This is a genomic window from Streptomyces sp. NPDC097619 (assembly GCF_040302735.1).
Lineage (GTDB): Bacteria > Actinomycetota > Actinomycetes > Streptomycetales > Streptomycetaceae > Streptomyces.
Genome location: NZ_JBEOSD010000097.1, coordinates 14,818 through 30,792 on the forward strand (window position 1 = coordinate 14,818; position 15,975 = coordinate 30,792).

Consider the following 15,975-nt stretch of genomic DNA (forward strand, 5'->3'; position numbering starts at 1 on the left):
GGTCCGCGCGGGCACCGCCCGCCGCACTCCGGAGGACCGTCATGACCACGCTCCTGCCCGCCGCCGCCCCCGTTCCCTCCCCCGCCGCGCCGCCCACCGGGGTTCCCGAGCGCGGCGCCCTGCTGACGGCCCTGACCTCGCTCCCGACCGTGCCGGGCTCGCCGCTGGTCAGCGCGCCGACCGCGGCCTCCGCCACCGCCGCCACCGCCCGGGTCGTCGCGGACTGGGTGCCGGTGGCCCCGCCCGCGGGCACGGCTCCGGCCGCCGCGGTCCCCCAGGCCCGTCTCCTGGAGATCGCGGGCACCGTCCACCTCCAGCTGCGCGGACTGCTGCGGCTGCCGCCGGGCGGACGGCACCGCATCGGCCTGCTTCCCCCCGCCCTGCGCCCGGCCCGGACGGTGCGCGGGGTACGCCCCGGCGACACCGCCGAGGGGCGGTCCGCCTGCCATGTGGAGGTGGACGCCCGGGGCAGGCTGTGGGCGGCCGCGCCGGCGGGCGGGCCGGGCGGGGCGCGCCTGGTCACCGTCCGTCTGGACGGGTTCAGCGTGGTCCGGGGCTGACCCGGGAGGACCGTCCCGCCGCACGTCGGGCGCCCCGGTGGGAGAATCGGTGGTGAGGGGGGTTCCTTCCGCGGACGGGTCCCAGATGTCGGTGTCCACGCACGAGGTGTACGGCGCGCCCTGTTGGGTGAGCCTGATGACGCGCGACCTGGCGGCCGCGGAGCGGTTCTACGGCCGGGTGCTGGGCTGGGACTTCCGGCACACCCGGCTCGGAGAGGGTTTCCGCATGGCCTTCCACGAGGGCACACCGGTGGCCGGGATCGGAGATCTCGCGGACCGGCTGTCGGTTCCGGTGGCCTGGACGCCCTATTTCGCGGTGGAGGACGCCGATGCCACCGGCGCCCGCGTCACGGAGCGCAGCGGGACCGTGGCCGTGGGGCCGGTCTCCTTCGGCACCGGCCGGGCGGCGCTGGCCGCCGACCGGGACGGGGCGGTCTTCGGGATCTGGCAAGGCGCGGTGATCCCGGACTGGCACGTGGGCCGGGAGGAGGCGCCGGCCTGGTTGGAGCTGCGGACCCGGCACGCCTTCGACGCGGCGGTGTTCTACGGGGAGGTCCTGGAGTGGGCCTGCGGCCGGGACGACTGCTGCGATCCGCAATTCGACGCCGGGCACGTGGTGCTGCGGCGGAACGGCCGTCCGGTGGCGCGGCTGCGCGGCGGGGACCACGAGGAGGCCCCGGATCCGTCGATCCGGCCGCGCTGGCACGTGTACTTCCGGGTCCCCGATCTGGACGCGGCGGTCGCCGCGGCGGAGGAGCTGGGGGCCCGCCCGACGGCGGAGCACGGTCGGGACGACCGGAACCGCTGGACCACCCTGCGCGATCCGCAGGGGGCCCTGTTCGGGATCTCCGCCCCGCTCGGGGAGGATGCGGACCGGCCGGAGCCGGCGGGGTCCGGGTCCTGATCCCCGGGCGACCGCGAGCGGTCCGGTCAGGCCGGGAGCAGGGCTTCCGCCGCCGCGGCCGCGATGACCGCGGCGACCGTGGACAGGGCCGGCGAGTCGAGCTTCCACTGCTGCCAGAACAGCGGGACGTCCACCGGCCGGTCCGGGGCCAGGGCCACCAGGCGGCCCGCCGCGATCAGCGGGGCCGCGTGGGTCTCGGGGACGAGGCCCCAGCCCAGCCCGGCGGTGACGGCGTCCCGGAAGCCCTCGGACGTGGGGATGTGGTGGCGCAGCGCGCCCGCCCCGTGCCCGCTGCCGGTGAGGGAGCGGACGTAGGCGTCCTGGAGGTCGTCGCGGCGGTCGAAGACGATCACCGGGGCCTCCCGGAGGGCTTCGGCGAGGGGGCCCGCGCAGTACCGGGCCGCGAAGGCGGGCTGGGCGGCGGGCAGGTAGCGGACCAGACCGAGGCGGCGGACCGAGCAGCCCGCGACCGGGTCGGGGGTGGAGGTGACCGCCGCCATCACCTGGCCCTCGCGGAGCAGGGCGGTGGTGTGGGACTCGTCCTCGCGGTGGAGTTCGAGGGCGAGGGGCGGGTCCTGCGGGATGCGGGCGAGGGCGGGCAGGAACCAGGTGGCCAGTGAGTCGGCGTTGACGGCGATGGGGAGCCGGGCGGGGCCGCGGCCGTCGCCGTGGAGGCCGAGTTCGGTTCCGGCGTCGCGGGCCAGGCGGGCCAGCTGGCGGGCGTAGCGGACCACGACCTGGCCGGATTCGGTGGGGCGCGCCGGTTTGGTGCGGAGGAGGAGGACCCGTCCGGTGCGCTGTTCGAGGGCCTTGACGCGCTGGCTGACGGCCGAGGGGGTCACGTGCAGGACGGCCGCGGCCGCCTCGAAGGTGCCCTCGTCGACGACGGCGAGCAGGGTGCGGACCTGTTCCGGCGGCAGTTCCTCCATCATCGATGAAGCATAGCTAATGATGCCTAAGGATCTTTAGCTGTACTGATGGGAGCGGGTTCCGTACGTTCGGAGTCATGAACGACGGCATCCTCACCGCCGCCCTGGCCGGTTTCGGCACCGGGCTCTCCCTGATCGTGGCCATCGGGGCCCAGAACGCGTTCGTGCTCCGGCAGGGGGTGCGGCGGCAGGCGGTGTGGGCGGTCGTGGCGATCTGCGCGGTGTCCGACGCGGCGCTGATCGTGTTGGGCGTGGCGGGGGTGGGGGCCGCCGTCACCGCCTGGCCGGTGGCCCTGACCGTGGTCGGGGTGGCCGGTGGGGCGTTCCTGATCGGGTACGGGCTGCTCGCGGCGCGTCGGGCGCTGCGGCCGGGCGACGGCGAGGGGCTGGCGGCGCAGGGGCGCGTTGCCGGTTCCGCGAAGGCCGCGGTACTGACCTGCCTGGCGATGACCTGGCTCAACCCGCACGTCTACCTGGACACGGTGCTGTTGCTGGGGTCGCTGGCCTCGGACCGGGGCGACCTGCGGTGGGCCTTCGGCGCGGGGGCGGCCGTGGCCAGTCTCACCTGGTTCACCACGCTCGGTTTCGGGGCGCGGCTGCTGAGCGGGGTGCTGGCGCGTCCGTCGGCCTGGCGGGTGCTGGACGGACTGGTCGCGGCCACCATGCTGGCCATGGGCGGCATGCTGCTGGCGGGCGTCTGAGAGCCGGGGCCGGGGGCCGGGGCGGGATATCGGGGCCGGAGATCGGGATCCGCACGGGCGGCGGGGCGGTACGGGGATGTCGTACCGCCCCGCCGCCCCTGCGGGCCCTCAGGGGTCGGGGCAGTGGGTCAGCGGCCCGGGACCGTGATCGCGGCCACCGGGCAGGCGCGGGCCGCCTCCCGGAGCAGGGGGTGGCCCCCGGTCCGGATCTCGGCGTCCGGCCGGAGGATGCTGAGGCCGTCGTGGTCCTGGGTGAAGACGGCCGGGGCGGTCAGGGCGCACTGTCCGGCGCCGATGCAGCGGTCCCGGTCGATGGCGATGCCCGAATCGCCGTCGGTGCCGGTACCGGTGCCGGATTCGGCGGGGCTCACCAGGTCACCGGCAGTTCGACCATGCCCTGGAGGGTGTCCCCGGGCTTGAAGGGGATGCTGCCGGGCGGGGCGTCGAGGCGGAGGCCGGGCAGTCGGTCGAAGAGGGCGCTCAGGGCGATCTCCATTTCGGCGCGGGCCAGGTTCTGGCCGAGGCACTGGTGGATGCCGAAGCCGAAGCCCAGGTGGTGGCGGGCGGACCGGTGCCAGTCGAGGGTGTCGGGGGCCGGGTAGACGGCCTCGTCGCGGTTGATGACGGAGGTGGAGAAGACGACCCCGTCCCCCGCGCGGATGGTGTGGGTGCCGGTGTCGATGTCCTCGGCGGCGACCCGGAGCATGCCGTCGGCCACGGACAGGAAGCGCATCAGCTCCTCGACGGCGACGGGCATCAGGCTCGGGTCGGCACGGAGTTCGGCGAGCTGCTCGGGGTGGCACAGGAGGGTGTAGGCGCCCAGCGAGATCATGTTGGCGGTGGTCTCGTGGCCCGCGACCAGCAGGAGGGCGGCGAGGCCGACCAGTTCCTCCCGGTCGGTCTCCCCGGTCTCCAGGCGGTCGGCGACGAGCTCGTCGAGGAGGCCGTCACCGGGTTCGAGGCGTTTGCGGTCGATCAGCTCGCCGAGGTAGTCGTTGATGCGGTCGCGGGCGTCCTCCACGTCGGCGACGGCCGGGCCGCGCAGGAGCCTGCGGGACTGGGACTCGAAGAACTCGTGGTCGGCGTAGGGCACGCCGAGCAGGTCACAGATGACCATGGAGGGCACGGGCAGGGCGAAGTCGGCGACGAGTTCGGCCCCGGGGCCGCGGTCGGTCATGGCGTCGAGCAGTCGGTGCACGGTCTGCTCGATGCGGGGGCGCAGGGCGGCCGTCCGCTTCAGGGTGAAGGCCGGGATGAGCATGCGGCGCTGGGTGTTGTGGACGGGGTCGTCGACGCCGAGGAGGACGGTGCGGCGGTTGCTGAGGCCCTGGAAACGGGCCGAGGGCAGCGGGAAGTCCGGGTGGAGGCGGTCCGAGGACAGCCGGGGGTCGGAGAGCAGGGACCGGGCCGTGGTGTGGCCGGTGACCATCCACACGGTGCGGCCGTCGAAGAGGGTCACCCGGGAGAGGGGACGGTCCTCGCGCAGCGGCGCGTAGCCGGTGGGCGGGTGGTAGGGGCAGGTGCGGTCCTGGGGAAAGGCGACGGCTTCGGTCGTCCGGGACGTTTGGGTCATCAGAGCCTCGCTCCTGGTGGGTCCGTCGTACCGTCCCCCATTACATGCCCCAGGCACCTATCCGCTGTACCCCCGTTTCGGCCAGATCACCCGGACTGCCCCGTAGCGGGTGGGCGTGGGGGTGCGGAGGCGCGTTTGCGGTGCGGGTCCGACCGGAGGAGGGTCGGAAGGGATGCCCGAACCCGACCGTGAGGAGGAGCCGTCATGGCCATCGCCACCGTGAACCCGGCCACCGGCGAGACGCTGCGCACGTTCGAGGCGCTGGATCCGGCGGAGGTGCGGGCCCGGGTGGCGCGGGCCGCCGACACCTTCGCCGACTACCGCACCACCGGGTTCGGCGAGCGGGCGGCGCTGCTGGAGCGGGCCGCCGCGCTGTTGGAGGAGGAGTCCGAGGAGATCGCCCGCACCATGACCCTGGAGATGGGCAAACCGCTGGGCGCGGCCCGCGCCGAGGCCGCCAAGTGCGTGAAGGCCATGCGCTGGTACGCGGCGCACGCGGAGGGGCTGCTGGCCGACGAGCGGCCGGCGGCCGCGGACGTGGCGGACTCGGGCGCCTCCTCGGTGCGCGTGGTGTACCGGCCGCTGGGCGTGGTGCTGGCCGTGATGCCGTGGAACTTCCCGCTGTGGCAGGTGGTGCGGTTCGCCGCGCCCGCGCTGATGGCGGGCAACACCGGGCTGCTCAAGCACGCCTCGAACGTCCCGCAGACCGCCCTCTACCTGGGTGGGCTGTTCCGGCGGGCGGGGTTCCCGGAGGGCTGCTTCCAGACCCTGCTGATCGGCTCGGGTGCGGTGGAGGGGGTGCTGCGGGATCCGCGGGTGGCCGCGGCCACCCTCACGGGCAGCGAGCCCGCGGGGCGGGCGGTGGCCTCCGTCGCGGGGGACGAGATCAAGAAGACGGTGCTGGAGCTGGGCGGCAGCGATCCGTTCGTGGTGATGCCCTCGGCGGACGTGGCGCGGGCGGCGGCCACCGCGGTCACGGCGCGGGTGCAGAACAACGGGCAGTCCTGCATCGCGGCGAAGCGGTTCGTGGTGCACGCGGACGTGTACGAGGAGTTCGCGGAGCGGTTCACGGCCGGGATGGCCGCGTTGTCGGTCGGCGATCCGTTCCTGGAGGCCACCGACGTGGGTCCGCTGGCCACCGAGCAGGGGCGGGCGGACGTGGAGGAGCTGGTGGCGGACGCGGTGGCCCGGGGCGCCCGGGTCCGCTGCGGCGGCCGTCGCCCGCCGGCGGAGCCCCGGGGCTGGTTCTACGAGCCGACGGTGTTGGAGGGGATCACTCCGGAGATGCGGATCGACCTGGAGGAGACCTTCGGGCCGGTGGCCTCGCTGTACCGGGTGGACGGGCTCGACGAGGCGGTGGAGCGGGCGAACCACACGCCGTTCGGCTTGAGTTCCAGCGTGTGGACCGCCGATCCGACCGAGGTGGCCCGCTTCGCGCGGGACATCGGTGCCGGCGGGGTGTTCGTCAACGGGATGACCGCTTCGCATCCCGCGCTGCCGTTCGGCGGGGCGAAGCGCTCCGGGTACGGGCGCGAGCTGTCCGGTCACGGGATCCGCGAGTTCTGCAACGTGACCACCGTCTGGCAGGCCGCGGACCCGACCTGAGCGGCGCGTCCTCCCCGCGACGCCCGCCATCCGCCTCCGCCTCTGTCCCCGTTCCCGTCCCCGATTCCGGAGGCACCGTCCGCCCGGCCCGACCGTCGTGCGGGCCGGGCGGGCGGACGGCGGAGCACGGGGGCGGTTCAGCCGGTGCGGACGAGTTCCAGCACCTTGCCGCCGAGTTCGAGGGCTTCCGCCGGGGTGGGGACGCACTGCTGGAGGTCGACGAAGGCGGCTTCGGCTCCGGTCGCGCGGACGCCGGCGAGGACCGCGGCGATGTCCTCGGCGGAGTCACCGGGGCCCGGGTTGTGACGGATGTACCGGCGCAGGCCGTCCGGGTCGCGGCCCGCCTCCTCGGCGGCCCGTCGGGCGGTGTCCCACAGTCGGTCGTGCGCCGCGGGCGGCAGGGCCACTCCTACCCAGCCCGCGGCGCGGCGGCCGATCCGGCGCATCGCGGCCTCGCTGAACCCGCCGAGGTAGAGGGGCGGGCCGCCCGGTCGGGCGGGGCGCAGGCCGACGTGGGCGGCGGGGATCGTCCACCGGGCTCCTTCGTGGGCGAAGGGCTCGCGGGTCCAGAACCCGTGCAGGACGTCGAGTATCTCGTCCAGGTCGGCGCCGCGGCGCCCGAAGTCGGCACCGACGCCGCGGTACTCGTCGCGCATCCAGCCGATGCCGAGGCCCGGGTCGAGGCGTCCGTCGCTGAGCCGGTCCAGGGAGGTCAGGCCGCGGGCCAGGAGGAGCGGCGGGTACCAGGGGGCGTTGAGGGTGCTGGTGCCGAGTCGCACCCGGGAGGTGGCGGTGGCGGCGACGGTGAGGACGGTCAGCGGGTCGAGGAAGGTCTTGTACTCCGCCGGGTACGGGTCCTCGGGGGTGTGGCCGGGGTAGAGGTCCTCGGGCCGGACCGGGGTCAGGGCCCGGTCCCCCACCCACAGCGAGTGGAAGCCGGCGGCCTCCGCGTCGCGGGCGAAGGGGGCGATGAGCTCGGGACGGGCATGGGTGCCGTACTGCGGCAGGGCGATGCCGATCTGCAGGGTCATCGGGCCATGGTCCGACGCGCGGTCTCCGGGGTGGTGGGTTTCCGGCCGCGTTCCCGCCGCACCCGCGACCGTGCCCGGCCCCTGTCGCCCCGGCGGCCCTCGCGAGCCGACGCCGCCCCGGCGGATCCGCAGGTCGCGCGCGGGATGCCCGTCGGCGGCCGGTACGGAGGCCCTGGGCTTCCGTACCGGCCGCGTCCGCTCGGAGCGCTCCGGTCCGCGGGCCATCGTGATGTCCCGATCCCACCCCCGTAGGCATCGGGAACCGCCCGCCACGGCCGGACGAGCCGCGGATCCGGGCCATCGGCCCGGCAAAACGACTCGTTTCGTTTCGGTGATGATCATGCGTCGGGTCGGAGCCCTTGTCAATACGACTCGTTTCGTTTCGTGGCGCTAGCATCGGGGCGTGACTCCTCCTCCGCCTCCCCCGGACCCCGCCCGCCGCAACGAGCGGGCCTCCCGCGCGATCACGACGGCCGCCCTGGAGCTGTGCCGCGAGATCGGCTACGCCAAGGTCAGCGTGGACGCGATCGCCGCCCGCGCCGGGGCGAGCAAGGCCACCATCTACCGGTGGTGGCCGCACAAGGGGGCGGTCCTGCTCGACGCCTTCCTGGAGGAGGCCGCCGACGACGCGGCCTTCCCCGACACCGGGGACCTCGTCGCCGACCTGCGCACCCAGATGAACTCCGCCATCGCGGCGATCGGGGGCCCCTCGCTGTGGCCCCACTACACGGCGCTCATCGGCGAGGCCCAGCACCGGCCGGAGCTGGCCGAGGCCATCTACGAGCGGTTCATCGGCCCGCTGGAGGACGCCGCCGCGGAACGGATCCGGGCCGCCCAGGCCCTCGGACAGGTCGACCCCGGCCTGGACCCGTACGTCCTGGTGGACCTGCTCTACGGGGCCCTCTACTACGCGCTGCTCCTGGTCCGCAAACCCGCCGACCCCGCCTACGTGGACACCCTCCTCGCCACGGCCTTCCGCACCTGGACGCCCCGCCCGCCGGAGCCCGACGGCCCGGTCGCCCCCGCGAGCTGACGGAGTCGCGGACCGGCGGAAGCCGCTCCGACCGCCGCGCGGCACGGAGCGGGCCGGAGCGACAGGAAAGCCGCATTGCGCCCGACGGCCGTGCCGGGGCAAGCTGCCCGGGGACACGGGCAGGGGAGCCCGGGCCGGGAGGGTCGTACGGGGCATGCGGAGCAGGAACCTCATCACGGCGGCACTGTGCGCGGTCGCCGCGGTCGTCGTCTCGGCCGCCATGACCTGGGTGGTGCCGCCGCCGGAGGCCGACGCCTCCGGCGGCGAGGGCGGTCGCGGCGGGGCGGCGGCGCCCCTGCGCGCCCTCGGGGACGGCGCGGAGCCGGGCTCCGGGACCTCGGCCCCGCCCGCCGGTGGGCCCGCCCGCACCGCCGTGCCGCCGCCCTCCGGACCACGGGCCCCGGGATCGCCGCCCGCGTTCGTCGGCACCCTGTTCCCGGCGGGCCTGACCGGTGGCCACTACTGCACGGCGACCGTGGTGCGCAGTCCTGGTCGGGACCTGATCGTGACGGCGGGCCACTGCCTGACGGAGGGTCCGACGGGCTCCGGCGGGGCGGTGTTCGCCCCCGGCTACGCCGACGGCCGCGCCCCGTACGGGACCTGGCGCCTGACGGAGGTCACCGAGGATCCGCGCTGGGCCCGGGACGGGGAGGACGCCTACGACCTGGCCTTCGCCCGGCTGGCCCCCGACCTGACCGGGCGGCGCGTCGAGGAGGTCACGGGCGCGGCCCCGCTGGACACCCGGGGGCGGACCCGGGAGACCGTGACCGTCACCGGCTATCCGTCGGCGGCCGATGCGCCGCACACCTGCACCGCCACCGCCGCTCTGCCCGATCCGGAGCTCCAGCGGTTCGACTGCGCCGGTTTCCCCACCGGTACCTCCGGCAGCCCCTGGATCGCCCGGGACGGGCGGATCGTGGGCGTGTTGACCGGCGGGGACACCGACGACCGGTCCACCAGCACGGTGCTCGGCCCCTGGGCGGGGGCCCTCTACGCCCGGGCCACCGCGGGCCGTTGACCGGCCGGGGCGGTCAACGGGCGGCGAGCGCGGCGAGCGCGGCCCGGACCAGTTCCTCGGGTGGCAGGGTCGGGTCCAGCACCACGGCCCGCTCCTCGGGGGCGGGCTCCTCCAGGTCGGCGAACTGGCTGTCCAGGAGCGCCGCCGGGAAGAAGTGTCCGGTGCGGGCGGCCAGGCGCTCGGCGATCAGCTCGCGAGAGCCGCGCAGGTACACCAGGCGCAGTCCGGGCGCCAGGGAGCGGAGCAGGTCGCGGTAGGAGCGCTTGAGGGCGGAGCAGGTCAGGACCAGGGAGCGGCCCTCCGCCTCCGCCCGCGCGGCCCGATCTCCGAGGGCCCGCAGCCAGGGCTCCCGGGCCGCGTCGTCGAGGGGGATCCCGGCCGCCATCCGGGCCAGGTTGGCGGCGGGGTGGAACGCGTCGGCCTCCGCGTAGGCGCAGTCGAGGGCCTCGGCCAACAACCGGCCCAGGGTGGTCTTGCCGGAGCCCGAGACGCCCGTCACCACCACCGTCACGCGCCGGTCGGGGCGCTCGGGGCGGACCGCCGGGCGGGCGGGGCGCGGGTCACGGCCGGTGCCGTCTTCGGGTGCGTCCATGGCCCCATCCTGCGGTACGGACGGCGTCCCGGACGGGGCGGGCCGGTCGAACGCCCGGACTCCCGCCAGCGATTCAAGAGGAATGTGCATTACATCTATTCATCTGCAAAGCTTGTCGGATGATCCGAATAGCCCGATTCACCGTCGAACGCTGGTCCTCACTGGTGCCACCGCTCGCCCTCGTCCTGCTCGTCGCGGCCTGGGGCCGGACGCTGCCCGGGGCGGCGGTCGCGGTCGTGGCCGTCTGCCTGGCCGGCGCGGTCCTGGCCGCCGTCCACCACGCCGAGGTCGTGGCGCACCGGGTCGGTGAACCCTTCGGATCCCTCGTGCTCGCGGTGGCCGTCACCATCATCGAAGTGGCGCTCATCGTCACGCTGATGTCGGACGGCGGGCCGAAGAACGCCACCCTGGCCCGGGACACCGTCTTCGCGGCCGTGATGATCACCTGCAACGGCATCGTGGGACTCGCCCTGCTCAGCGCGGCGTTGCGGCGGAAGACGGCGGTGTTCAACGCCGAGGGCACCGGCGCCGCCTTCGCCACCGTCACCACGCTGGCCGGGCTCAGCCTGGTGATCCCCACCTTCACCACCAGCAAGCCGGGTCCGGAGTTCGCCCCGGCGCAGCTGGTGTTCGCGGCGCTGGCCTCGGTGTTCCTGTACGGGCTGTTCGTCGCCACCCAGACCTTCCGGCACCGGGACTACTTCCTGCCGGTGACCCGACAGGGGGAGGTCATGCGGGAGGACGACCACGCCAACCCGCCGTCCCGGCGCACCATGTTCATCAGCCTGGGCCTGCTGGGCGTGGCGCTGCTGGCGGTCGTCGGCCTGGCGAAGAGCGTCTCCCCGGCCCTGGAGAGCGGGGTGGCGGCGGCCGGGCTGCCGCCCGCCGTGGTGGGCGTGGTCATCGCCCTGCTGGTGCTGCTGCCCGAGACCATCGCGGCGGTCCGCGCGGCCCGGCGGGACCGGGTGCAGACCAGCCTCAACCTGGCCTACGGCTCGGCGATGGCGAGCATCGGCCTCACCATTCCGGCGGTGGCCCTCGCCTCCATCTGGCTGTCCGGACCGCTCGTCCTGGGTCTGGACCCGACGCACATGGTGCTGCTGGCGCTCACGGTGGCCACGGGCAGCCTGACGATCGTGCCGGGCCGCGCCACCCTGATGCAGGCGGGCGTGCACCTGTCGCTGTTCGGCGCGTACCTGGTCCTGGCCGCGAACCCCTGAGCGGAGCGGGGGCGTCCGGAGGGGCGGTACGGCCGGTGGGCCGCACCGCCCCTCCGGTGTTCCCGGGACGGTCCGGTCAGTCGGCGGGGCGTCCCGGAGGCACCGGTCCCCCGCCCGTCCCGGGGGCCGGGCCCGACGCGGAACCGCCCGCCTCCTCGTCCAGCCCCCGCTGTGCCGCGAAGAAGAACACCTTCAGGACCACCGAGACGAACAGCAGGTCGGCGAGGATCTGCCCGGCGACGAGGATCCGCGCCGGGTCGGTCTGCGCGGCGATGTCCCCGTAGCCGACCGTGCCGAGGGTCACGATCGCGAAGTACAGGGCGGAGGTCCGGCCCATCGGCTCGGTGAAGCTGCCGGGCGAGACGGTCGAGAGGGAGACGTAGGCCCCCGCGAAGAGGGTGAGGAACACCGGGAGGGCGATGGCCAGCCCCTCGGCGGCCCGTACCTGGGGCAGGTCCGAGCGGAGGATGCAGCGCAGTTGCCAGGCCAGCACGCCCGCGAAGGCCACCGCGCCGCACACGAAGTAGAGGAGGGCGCCCACGTCCCCCGGGCGGCCGTCGAAGGGCGCGGCGTAGTAGAGCCACACCACGGCGGCCACCGTCAGCAGGGACCGTACGACGGCCCGGGCCAGGGCCCTCCGGCGTTCCGTCGGTTCCAGCGCCTTCAGCCGTCGCCCACTCATCCCGGCACCTCCGTCGCGCTCCGCCGGTTCCCGTCCGGGCCGCCGCCCGGAGCGGAACCGGGCCGTCCTCCCCCGAAGCATCGCCCATCGGGGCGTCCGGGCCGGGGACGCGCCGTCCCCGCGCGCCCCGGCCCCGACGCGGCCGGACGGTCGCGCGAGCACGGCATCGAGCGGGCGCGCGAGCGGACGGGCGGTCGGTCGGGCCGTCAGGTGGTCAGGCGGGGAAGCCGGGCGGGAAGGCCGGGGCGGCCGGGGCCGGGCCCAGGGTGGTGGTGCCGGGGGCCGAACGGTGTCCCAGGCCGGTCCGGTAGGCGTCCATCGCGGCCTCGGTGCGGCCCTCCCGCCGCAGCAGGTCCCCCAGCAGGCGGCACAGATCGGCGAGGTCGCCGCCGGCTCCGCTGCGCTCCAGCAGGGCGAGGGCGCGGACGTAGTGCTCCTCGGCCCGCTCGGGCTCGGCCCGGTCCTCCGCGATGAGTCCGAGCAGCCGGTGGGCTCCGGCGGCGTGCACGGCGCCGTGCCGGTCGTCGAGGTCGAGGAGGACCACGAGCAGTTCCTCCGCCTCCGCGGGGCGACCCAGTCGGCGCAGCACGTCGGCGAGTTCCACCTCGACCTGGGCGGTGTACAGGGCCGCCCGCTTCGCGGCGAGCATGCCCCGGGCGGTCCGCAGTTCCGCTTCCGCGGCGGTCAGCTCCCCCTTCTGCGCCAGGACGTACCCGCGCATCCAGTGGCAGTGGGCGAGGTCGGTGCGCAGTCCGGTCTGGCGGTAGAGCTCCTGGGCCTTGGCGAGGGAGGCGTCGGCCTCGGCGGCCCGGCCCTCGGCGAGGAGGGTGCGGGCCACCTGCCGGTGCATGCCGGCGACGAGCGCGGGATCGCCGACCCGGGGGGCCAGGGCGAGGGCCGCTTCGGCGGCGTGTGCGGCGCGGGCGTGGGCGCCCATGTCGATGTAGGGACCGATGACGGCGGTGTAGAGGAGGACCAGGGACTCGGGGTCGGGGAGGCCGCCCGCGGCCAGTTCCTCGACGGCGGTCTCCAGCAGGTAGCAGGCGTAGCGGAGTTCACCGGCGAGCAGGTGGGCCACGGCCCGGCCGCGTACGGCCCGGGTGCGGGGCAGCGGGGGCACGGGCCCGAGGAGGCTTTCGGCGGCTTCGAAGTGGCGCCGGGCGTCGCCCAGTTCACCGGCCTCCAGGGCGCATTCGCCCAGGCCGAGGTGGGCTTCGGCGCGTTCCGGGTCGAGGCCCAGGTGTTCGGCGTCGGTGAGCAGGCGCCGGTAGTGCACGGCGGCCTCGTCGGGAGCGCCGGTGGCCAGTCGGCGCTGGGCATCGGTGAGGTCCAGGCGCAGGGCCGTGGCCTGGTGGGCGGGTCGCCCGGTGGCCAGTTCCTCGAAGGTGGTGCCGAGTCGCTCGGCGAGGAAGCGCAGGGCCGTCTCGGAGGGCCGGACGCGGCCGGACTCCAGGGTGGAGATGTAGGCGGCGGTGTAGGCGGGCTCGGCCAGCCGGCGCTGGGTCAGTCCCCGCTCCGTGCGCAGCCGTTGCACCCGTCGCCCGATGTCGGACGGTGCGTCCACGGTGAACCCCCTCGTCTCGTGCGCCCTCCCCCAGTATTCCGGGCCGCCGGGCATTGCGCGGGCCCGGTGCGCCCCCCTAGGTTAAGCGGCCTGTTCATCCTACTTACAGATGGACTTAACTTCGTTTGCGGGGAGAGGTCTTCAGATGCGTACGACCATGCGCAGGGCCGTGACGGCGGCCGGTACGGCCGTGGCGGTCACGGCGGTCCTGGCGGCGGTGCCCGGTACGGCCACGGCGGGTCCGACCGCCGCGCCCGCCGCGGACCCGGTCCGGGTGGAGGTCGAGGTGCCCGGCCCCGAGCACGGCACGGTGGCGGGCTCCGGGCACCGTCGGGTGCCCGCCCGGGGCAAGGCACGCCCGGCGGGCACGCTCTCGCCCGCCGAGCGCTCGGCCGACGGCGAGGTCCGGCGCCTCATCGGCAAGGGGCCCACCGCGGACCGTCTGGACATCGTGGTGGTCGGGGACGGGTACACCGCCGCCGAGCTGGGCGCCTTCCGCACCGACGCCAAGGAGATCTGGGAGGAGCTCGCGGCCGTGGAGCCGTACGCCACCTACCGGAACCTCTTCAACGTGTGGACGGTGGACGCCGTCTCCAAGGAGAGCGGGGTCTCCGGGGACCCGGGGCAGGGCGTGGTGCGGGACACCGCCCTCGGCTCCTCCTTCTGGTGCGACGGCATCGAGCGGCTGCTGTGCGTGGACCAGGCGAAGGTGGACTCCTACGTGGCGAAGGCCCCCGAGGCCGACCTGGTCGTGGTGCTGTCCAACAGCTCCAAGTACGGCGGCGCGGGCTACAACGAGCCCAGCCCCACCCTGGGCTACGAGGGCATATCCACCGCCTCCGCGGGCAACGACCGCTCGGGGCAGGTCGCCATCCACGAGACCGGGCACTCCCTGGGCAAGCTCGCCGACGAGTACTTCTACCCGGGCTACCCCGGTTACGAGCAGTACTCCGGTCCCGAGCCGGCCGACTCCAACATCTCGGTGCTCGGCGCGGGCGCCCTGGCCGCGCAGAAGACGAAGTGGCACCGCTGGCTGGGCGAGACCTCCCCGGACGGCGGCACGGTCGGGGCCTACGAGGGCGGCGGCTACTTCGTGAAGGGCCTGAACCGGCCCACCGACAACTCCCTGATGCGGGTGCTGGGCAAGCCCTTCAACCTGCCGGGCGTGGAGGCGATGATCGCCGGCTTCCACCGGCACGCCCGCCCCGTCACCCCGGTGACCGAGCCCGGCCGGACCCTGCGCCCCGGCCAGAGCGTGAAGATCGAGGTGCCGAAGCTCAAGGCCGCGGACGGGCGTCGGATGAAGATCCGCTGGTACCTGGACGGCAAGGAGCTGACGGGCCTCGCGGGCCGCACGGAGGTCCCGGTCGCGAAGCTCGCCGGCCGCCTCGCGGACGGGCGCAAGCACAAGCTGTCGGTGGCGGTCCAGGACCGGACCCCCGCGGTGCGCGATCCGAAGGTCGCCGCCGCCATGAAGGCCGTGGTGCACTGGAAGGTCCGGCTCTGAACCGTCACCGGCCGGTCCGGCCGCCCTACGGGTACAGCGTGTAGAGCAGCCGGTTCGGACTGACGGCCGGGGTGCCCGTGAGCACGCCGACGGTCGCGTTGGTGACCAGCGCCCGCTTCACCTGGGCCGGGCTGTCCCCCGGGTACCGGCCCAGGTGCAGGGCGGCGGCGCCGGCGGCGTGCGCGGTGGCCATCGAGGTGCCGCTGAGGGTCGCGGTGGCCATGTCGGAGTCCTTCCAGGCCGAGGGGATGCCGACGCCGGGGGCGAACAGGCTGACGCACTGCCCGTAGTTGGAGGAGGAGGCCCGCCGGTCGGCGCGGTCGCTCGCGGCCACGCTGATGATCTCCGGCAGCCGGGCGGGCGAGGTGGTGCAGGCCCCGTCCGGGCGGGCCGAGCTGCCGGCCGAGGCCGTGTAGGTGATGCCGGCCCTGATGGAGGCGCTCACGGCGGCGTCCAGGGCGCTGCTGACCGCACCGCCCAGGCTCATGTTGGCCACGGCGGGTCGGACGGCCTTCGCGGTGACCCAGTCCACCCCCGCGATGACCCCGGAGGTGCTGGCGGAGCCCTGGCAGTTCAGGACCCGCACCGAGACCAGTCCGGCCGCTTTGGCCACGCCGTAGGTGCGACCTGCGACGATGCCGCCGACGTGCGTGCCGTGCCCGTTGCAGTCCTGGCCGCCCCCGCCGTCACCGACGGTGTCGGTGCCCGGGACCGCCCGGCCGCCGAACTCGGTGTGCGTGAAGCGCAGTCCGGTGTCGATGACGTAGACACGCACCCCGGGGGCCGTGGTGAGCCAGCTGTAGGTGGTGGACAGCGGCAGGTTGCGCTGGTCGATGCGGTCCAGTCCCCAGGGCGCGTCCGGCTGGGTGCCCGGGGCGGCCCCCGCGACGGGGGCGGGCGCCGGGGCGCCGGTCAGGCGGACCACGGTGTCCTGGTGGACCCGGGCCACGCGGGGGTCGGCGGCGACGGGCAGGGTACGGGCTCCGCCGGCACGCCTGGCCAGACCGCTGATCCACGAGGCGGACATCGCGGCGGTGGCCTTCGAGGCTCTGACCT

Annotated in this window: 16 protein-coding genes; 8 read left to right on the forward strand and 8 right to left on the reverse strand. The window is 75.1% G+C overall.

Features of this window, described 5'->3' with window-relative positions:
• Window positions 1-41 precede the first annotated feature (41 nt).
• A complete protein-coding gene (locus tag ABTZ17_RS24010) occupies window positions 42-560 on the forward strand; it encodes a hypothetical protein (RefSeq protein ID WP_352197754.1) in 519 nt (172 codons plus the stop codon).
• 136 nt (window positions 561-696) lie between these two features.
• Complete coding sequence (locus tag ABTZ17_RS24015) at window positions 697-1,464, forward strand: VOC family protein (protein ID WP_352197755.1); 768 nt, start codon at window positions 697-699, stop codon at window positions 1,462-1,464.
• 26 nt (window positions 1,465-1,490) lie between these two features.
• Here ABTZ17_RS24015 and ABTZ17_RS24020 read toward each other — a convergent pair whose 3' ends face one another.
• Window positions 1,491-2,393 (reverse strand): LysR family transcriptional regulator ArgP, encoded by a 903-nt coding sequence (locus ABTZ17_RS24020; RefSeq protein WP_352197769.1) that lies wholly within the window; start codon window positions 2,391-2,393, stop codon window positions 1,491-1,493.
• Between the two features lie 77 nt (window positions 2,394-2,470).
• Here ABTZ17_RS24020 and ABTZ17_RS24025 point away from each other — a divergent pair, with 77 nt between their 5' ends.
• Window positions 2,471-3,094, forward strand: coding sequence for a LysE/ArgO family amino acid transporter (locus tag ABTZ17_RS24025; protein WP_352197756.1), 624 nt, complete (start codon window positions 2,471-2,473; stop codon window positions 3,092-3,094).
• Between the two features lie 128 nt (window positions 3,095-3,222).
• On the opposite strand, the gene ABTZ17_RS24030 is transcribed toward ABTZ17_RS24025, so the two are convergent.
• Both ABTZ17_RS24030 and ABTZ17_RS24035 read right to left on the reverse strand, forming a co-directional pair.
• Entirely contained in the window at window positions 3,223-3,465 is a 243-nt protein-coding gene (locus ABTZ17_RS24030; RefSeq protein WP_352197757.1) for a ferredoxin, read from the reverse strand.
• Entirely contained in the window at window positions 3,462-4,667 is a 1,206-nt protein-coding gene (locus tag ABTZ17_RS24035) for a cytochrome P450 (RefSeq protein WP_352197758.1), read from the reverse strand. Before ABTZ17_RS24035 ends, ABTZ17_RS24030 begins: the two co-directional genes overlap by 4 nt.
• A 204-nt stretch (window positions 4,668-4,871) precedes the next feature.
• Here ABTZ17_RS24035 and ABTZ17_RS24040 point away from each other — a divergent pair, with 204 nt between their 5' ends.
• Window positions 4,872-6,272, forward strand: coding sequence for an NADP-dependent succinic semialdehyde dehydrogenase (locus ABTZ17_RS24040; RefSeq protein WP_352197759.1), 1,401 nt, complete (start codon window positions 4,872-4,874; stop codon window positions 6,270-6,272).
• Between the two features lie 137 nt (window positions 6,273-6,409).
• Here ABTZ17_RS24040 and ABTZ17_RS24045 read toward each other — a convergent pair whose 3' ends face one another.
• The gene (locus ABTZ17_RS24045) at window positions 6,410-7,297 is read right to left on the reverse strand and encodes a TIGR03619 family F420-dependent LLM class oxidoreductase (protein ID WP_352197770.1); all 888 of its coding nucleotides are present in this window, start codon (window positions 7,295-7,297) and stop codon (window positions 6,410-6,412) included.
• A gap of 409 nt (window positions 7,298-7,706) precedes the next feature.
• Between ABTZ17_RS24045 and ABTZ17_RS24050 the strand changes: the two genes are divergently transcribed.
• Both ABTZ17_RS24050 and ABTZ17_RS24055 read left to right on the forward strand, forming a co-directional pair.
• Window positions 7,707-8,336 carry a TetR/AcrR family transcriptional regulator gene (locus tag ABTZ17_RS24050; RefSeq protein WP_352197760.1) on the forward strand — a complete coding sequence of 210 codons (630 nt, stop codon included), beginning with the start codon at window positions 7,707-7,709 and terminating at the stop codon, window positions 8,334-8,336.
• Window positions 8,337-8,490: 154 nt separating this feature from the next.
• The gene (locus ABTZ17_RS24055; protein WP_352197761.1) at window positions 8,491-9,354 is read left to right on the forward strand and encodes a trypsin-like serine peptidase; all 864 of its coding nucleotides are present in this window, start codon (window positions 8,491-8,493) and stop codon (window positions 9,352-9,354) included.
• Between the two features lie 13 nt (window positions 9,355-9,367).
• On the opposite strand, the gene ABTZ17_RS24060 is transcribed toward ABTZ17_RS24055, so the two are convergent.
• Window positions 9,368-9,946 (reverse strand): gluconokinase, encoded by a 579-nt coding sequence (locus ABTZ17_RS24060; protein WP_352197762.1) that lies wholly within the window; start codon window positions 9,944-9,946, stop codon window positions 9,368-9,370.
• Between the two features lie 119 nt (window positions 9,947-10,065).
• Here ABTZ17_RS24060 and ABTZ17_RS24065 point away from each other — a divergent pair, with 119 nt between their 5' ends.
• Window positions 10,066-11,166 carry a calcium:cation antiporter gene (locus ABTZ17_RS24065; RefSeq protein WP_352197763.1) on the forward strand — a complete coding sequence of 367 codons (1,101 nt, stop codon included), beginning with the start codon at window positions 10,066-10,068 and terminating at the stop codon, window positions 11,164-11,166.
• Window positions 11,167-11,242: 76 nt separating this feature from the next.
• Here ABTZ17_RS24065 and ABTZ17_RS24070 read toward each other — a convergent pair whose 3' ends face one another.
• Both ABTZ17_RS24070 and ABTZ17_RS24075 read right to left on the reverse strand, forming a co-directional pair.
• On the reverse strand, window positions 11,243-11,848 hold the full coding sequence (locus ABTZ17_RS24070) for a potassium channel family protein (RefSeq protein WP_352197764.1): 606 nt from the start codon (window positions 11,846-11,848) through the stop codon (window positions 11,243-11,245).
• 214 nt (window positions 11,849-12,062) lie between these two features.
• Complete coding sequence (locus ABTZ17_RS24075) at window positions 12,063-13,412, reverse strand: helix-turn-helix domain-containing protein (RefSeq protein WP_352197765.1); 1,350 nt, start codon at window positions 13,410-13,412, stop codon at window positions 12,063-12,065.
• 145 nt (window positions 13,413-13,557) lie between these two features.
• Between ABTZ17_RS24075 and ABTZ17_RS24080 the strand changes: the two genes are divergently transcribed.
• On the forward strand, window positions 13,558-14,919 hold the full coding sequence (locus ABTZ17_RS24080) for a M64 family metallopeptidase (protein WP_352197766.1): 1,362 nt from the start codon (window positions 13,558-13,560) through the stop codon (window positions 14,917-14,919).
• Between the two features lie 25 nt (window positions 14,920-14,944).
• Here ABTZ17_RS24080 and ABTZ17_RS24085 read toward each other — a convergent pair.
• The coding region (locus tag ABTZ17_RS24085) for a S8 family peptidase (RefSeq protein WP_352197767.1) at window positions 14,945-15,975 on the reverse strand (1,031 nt) is incomplete at its 5' end.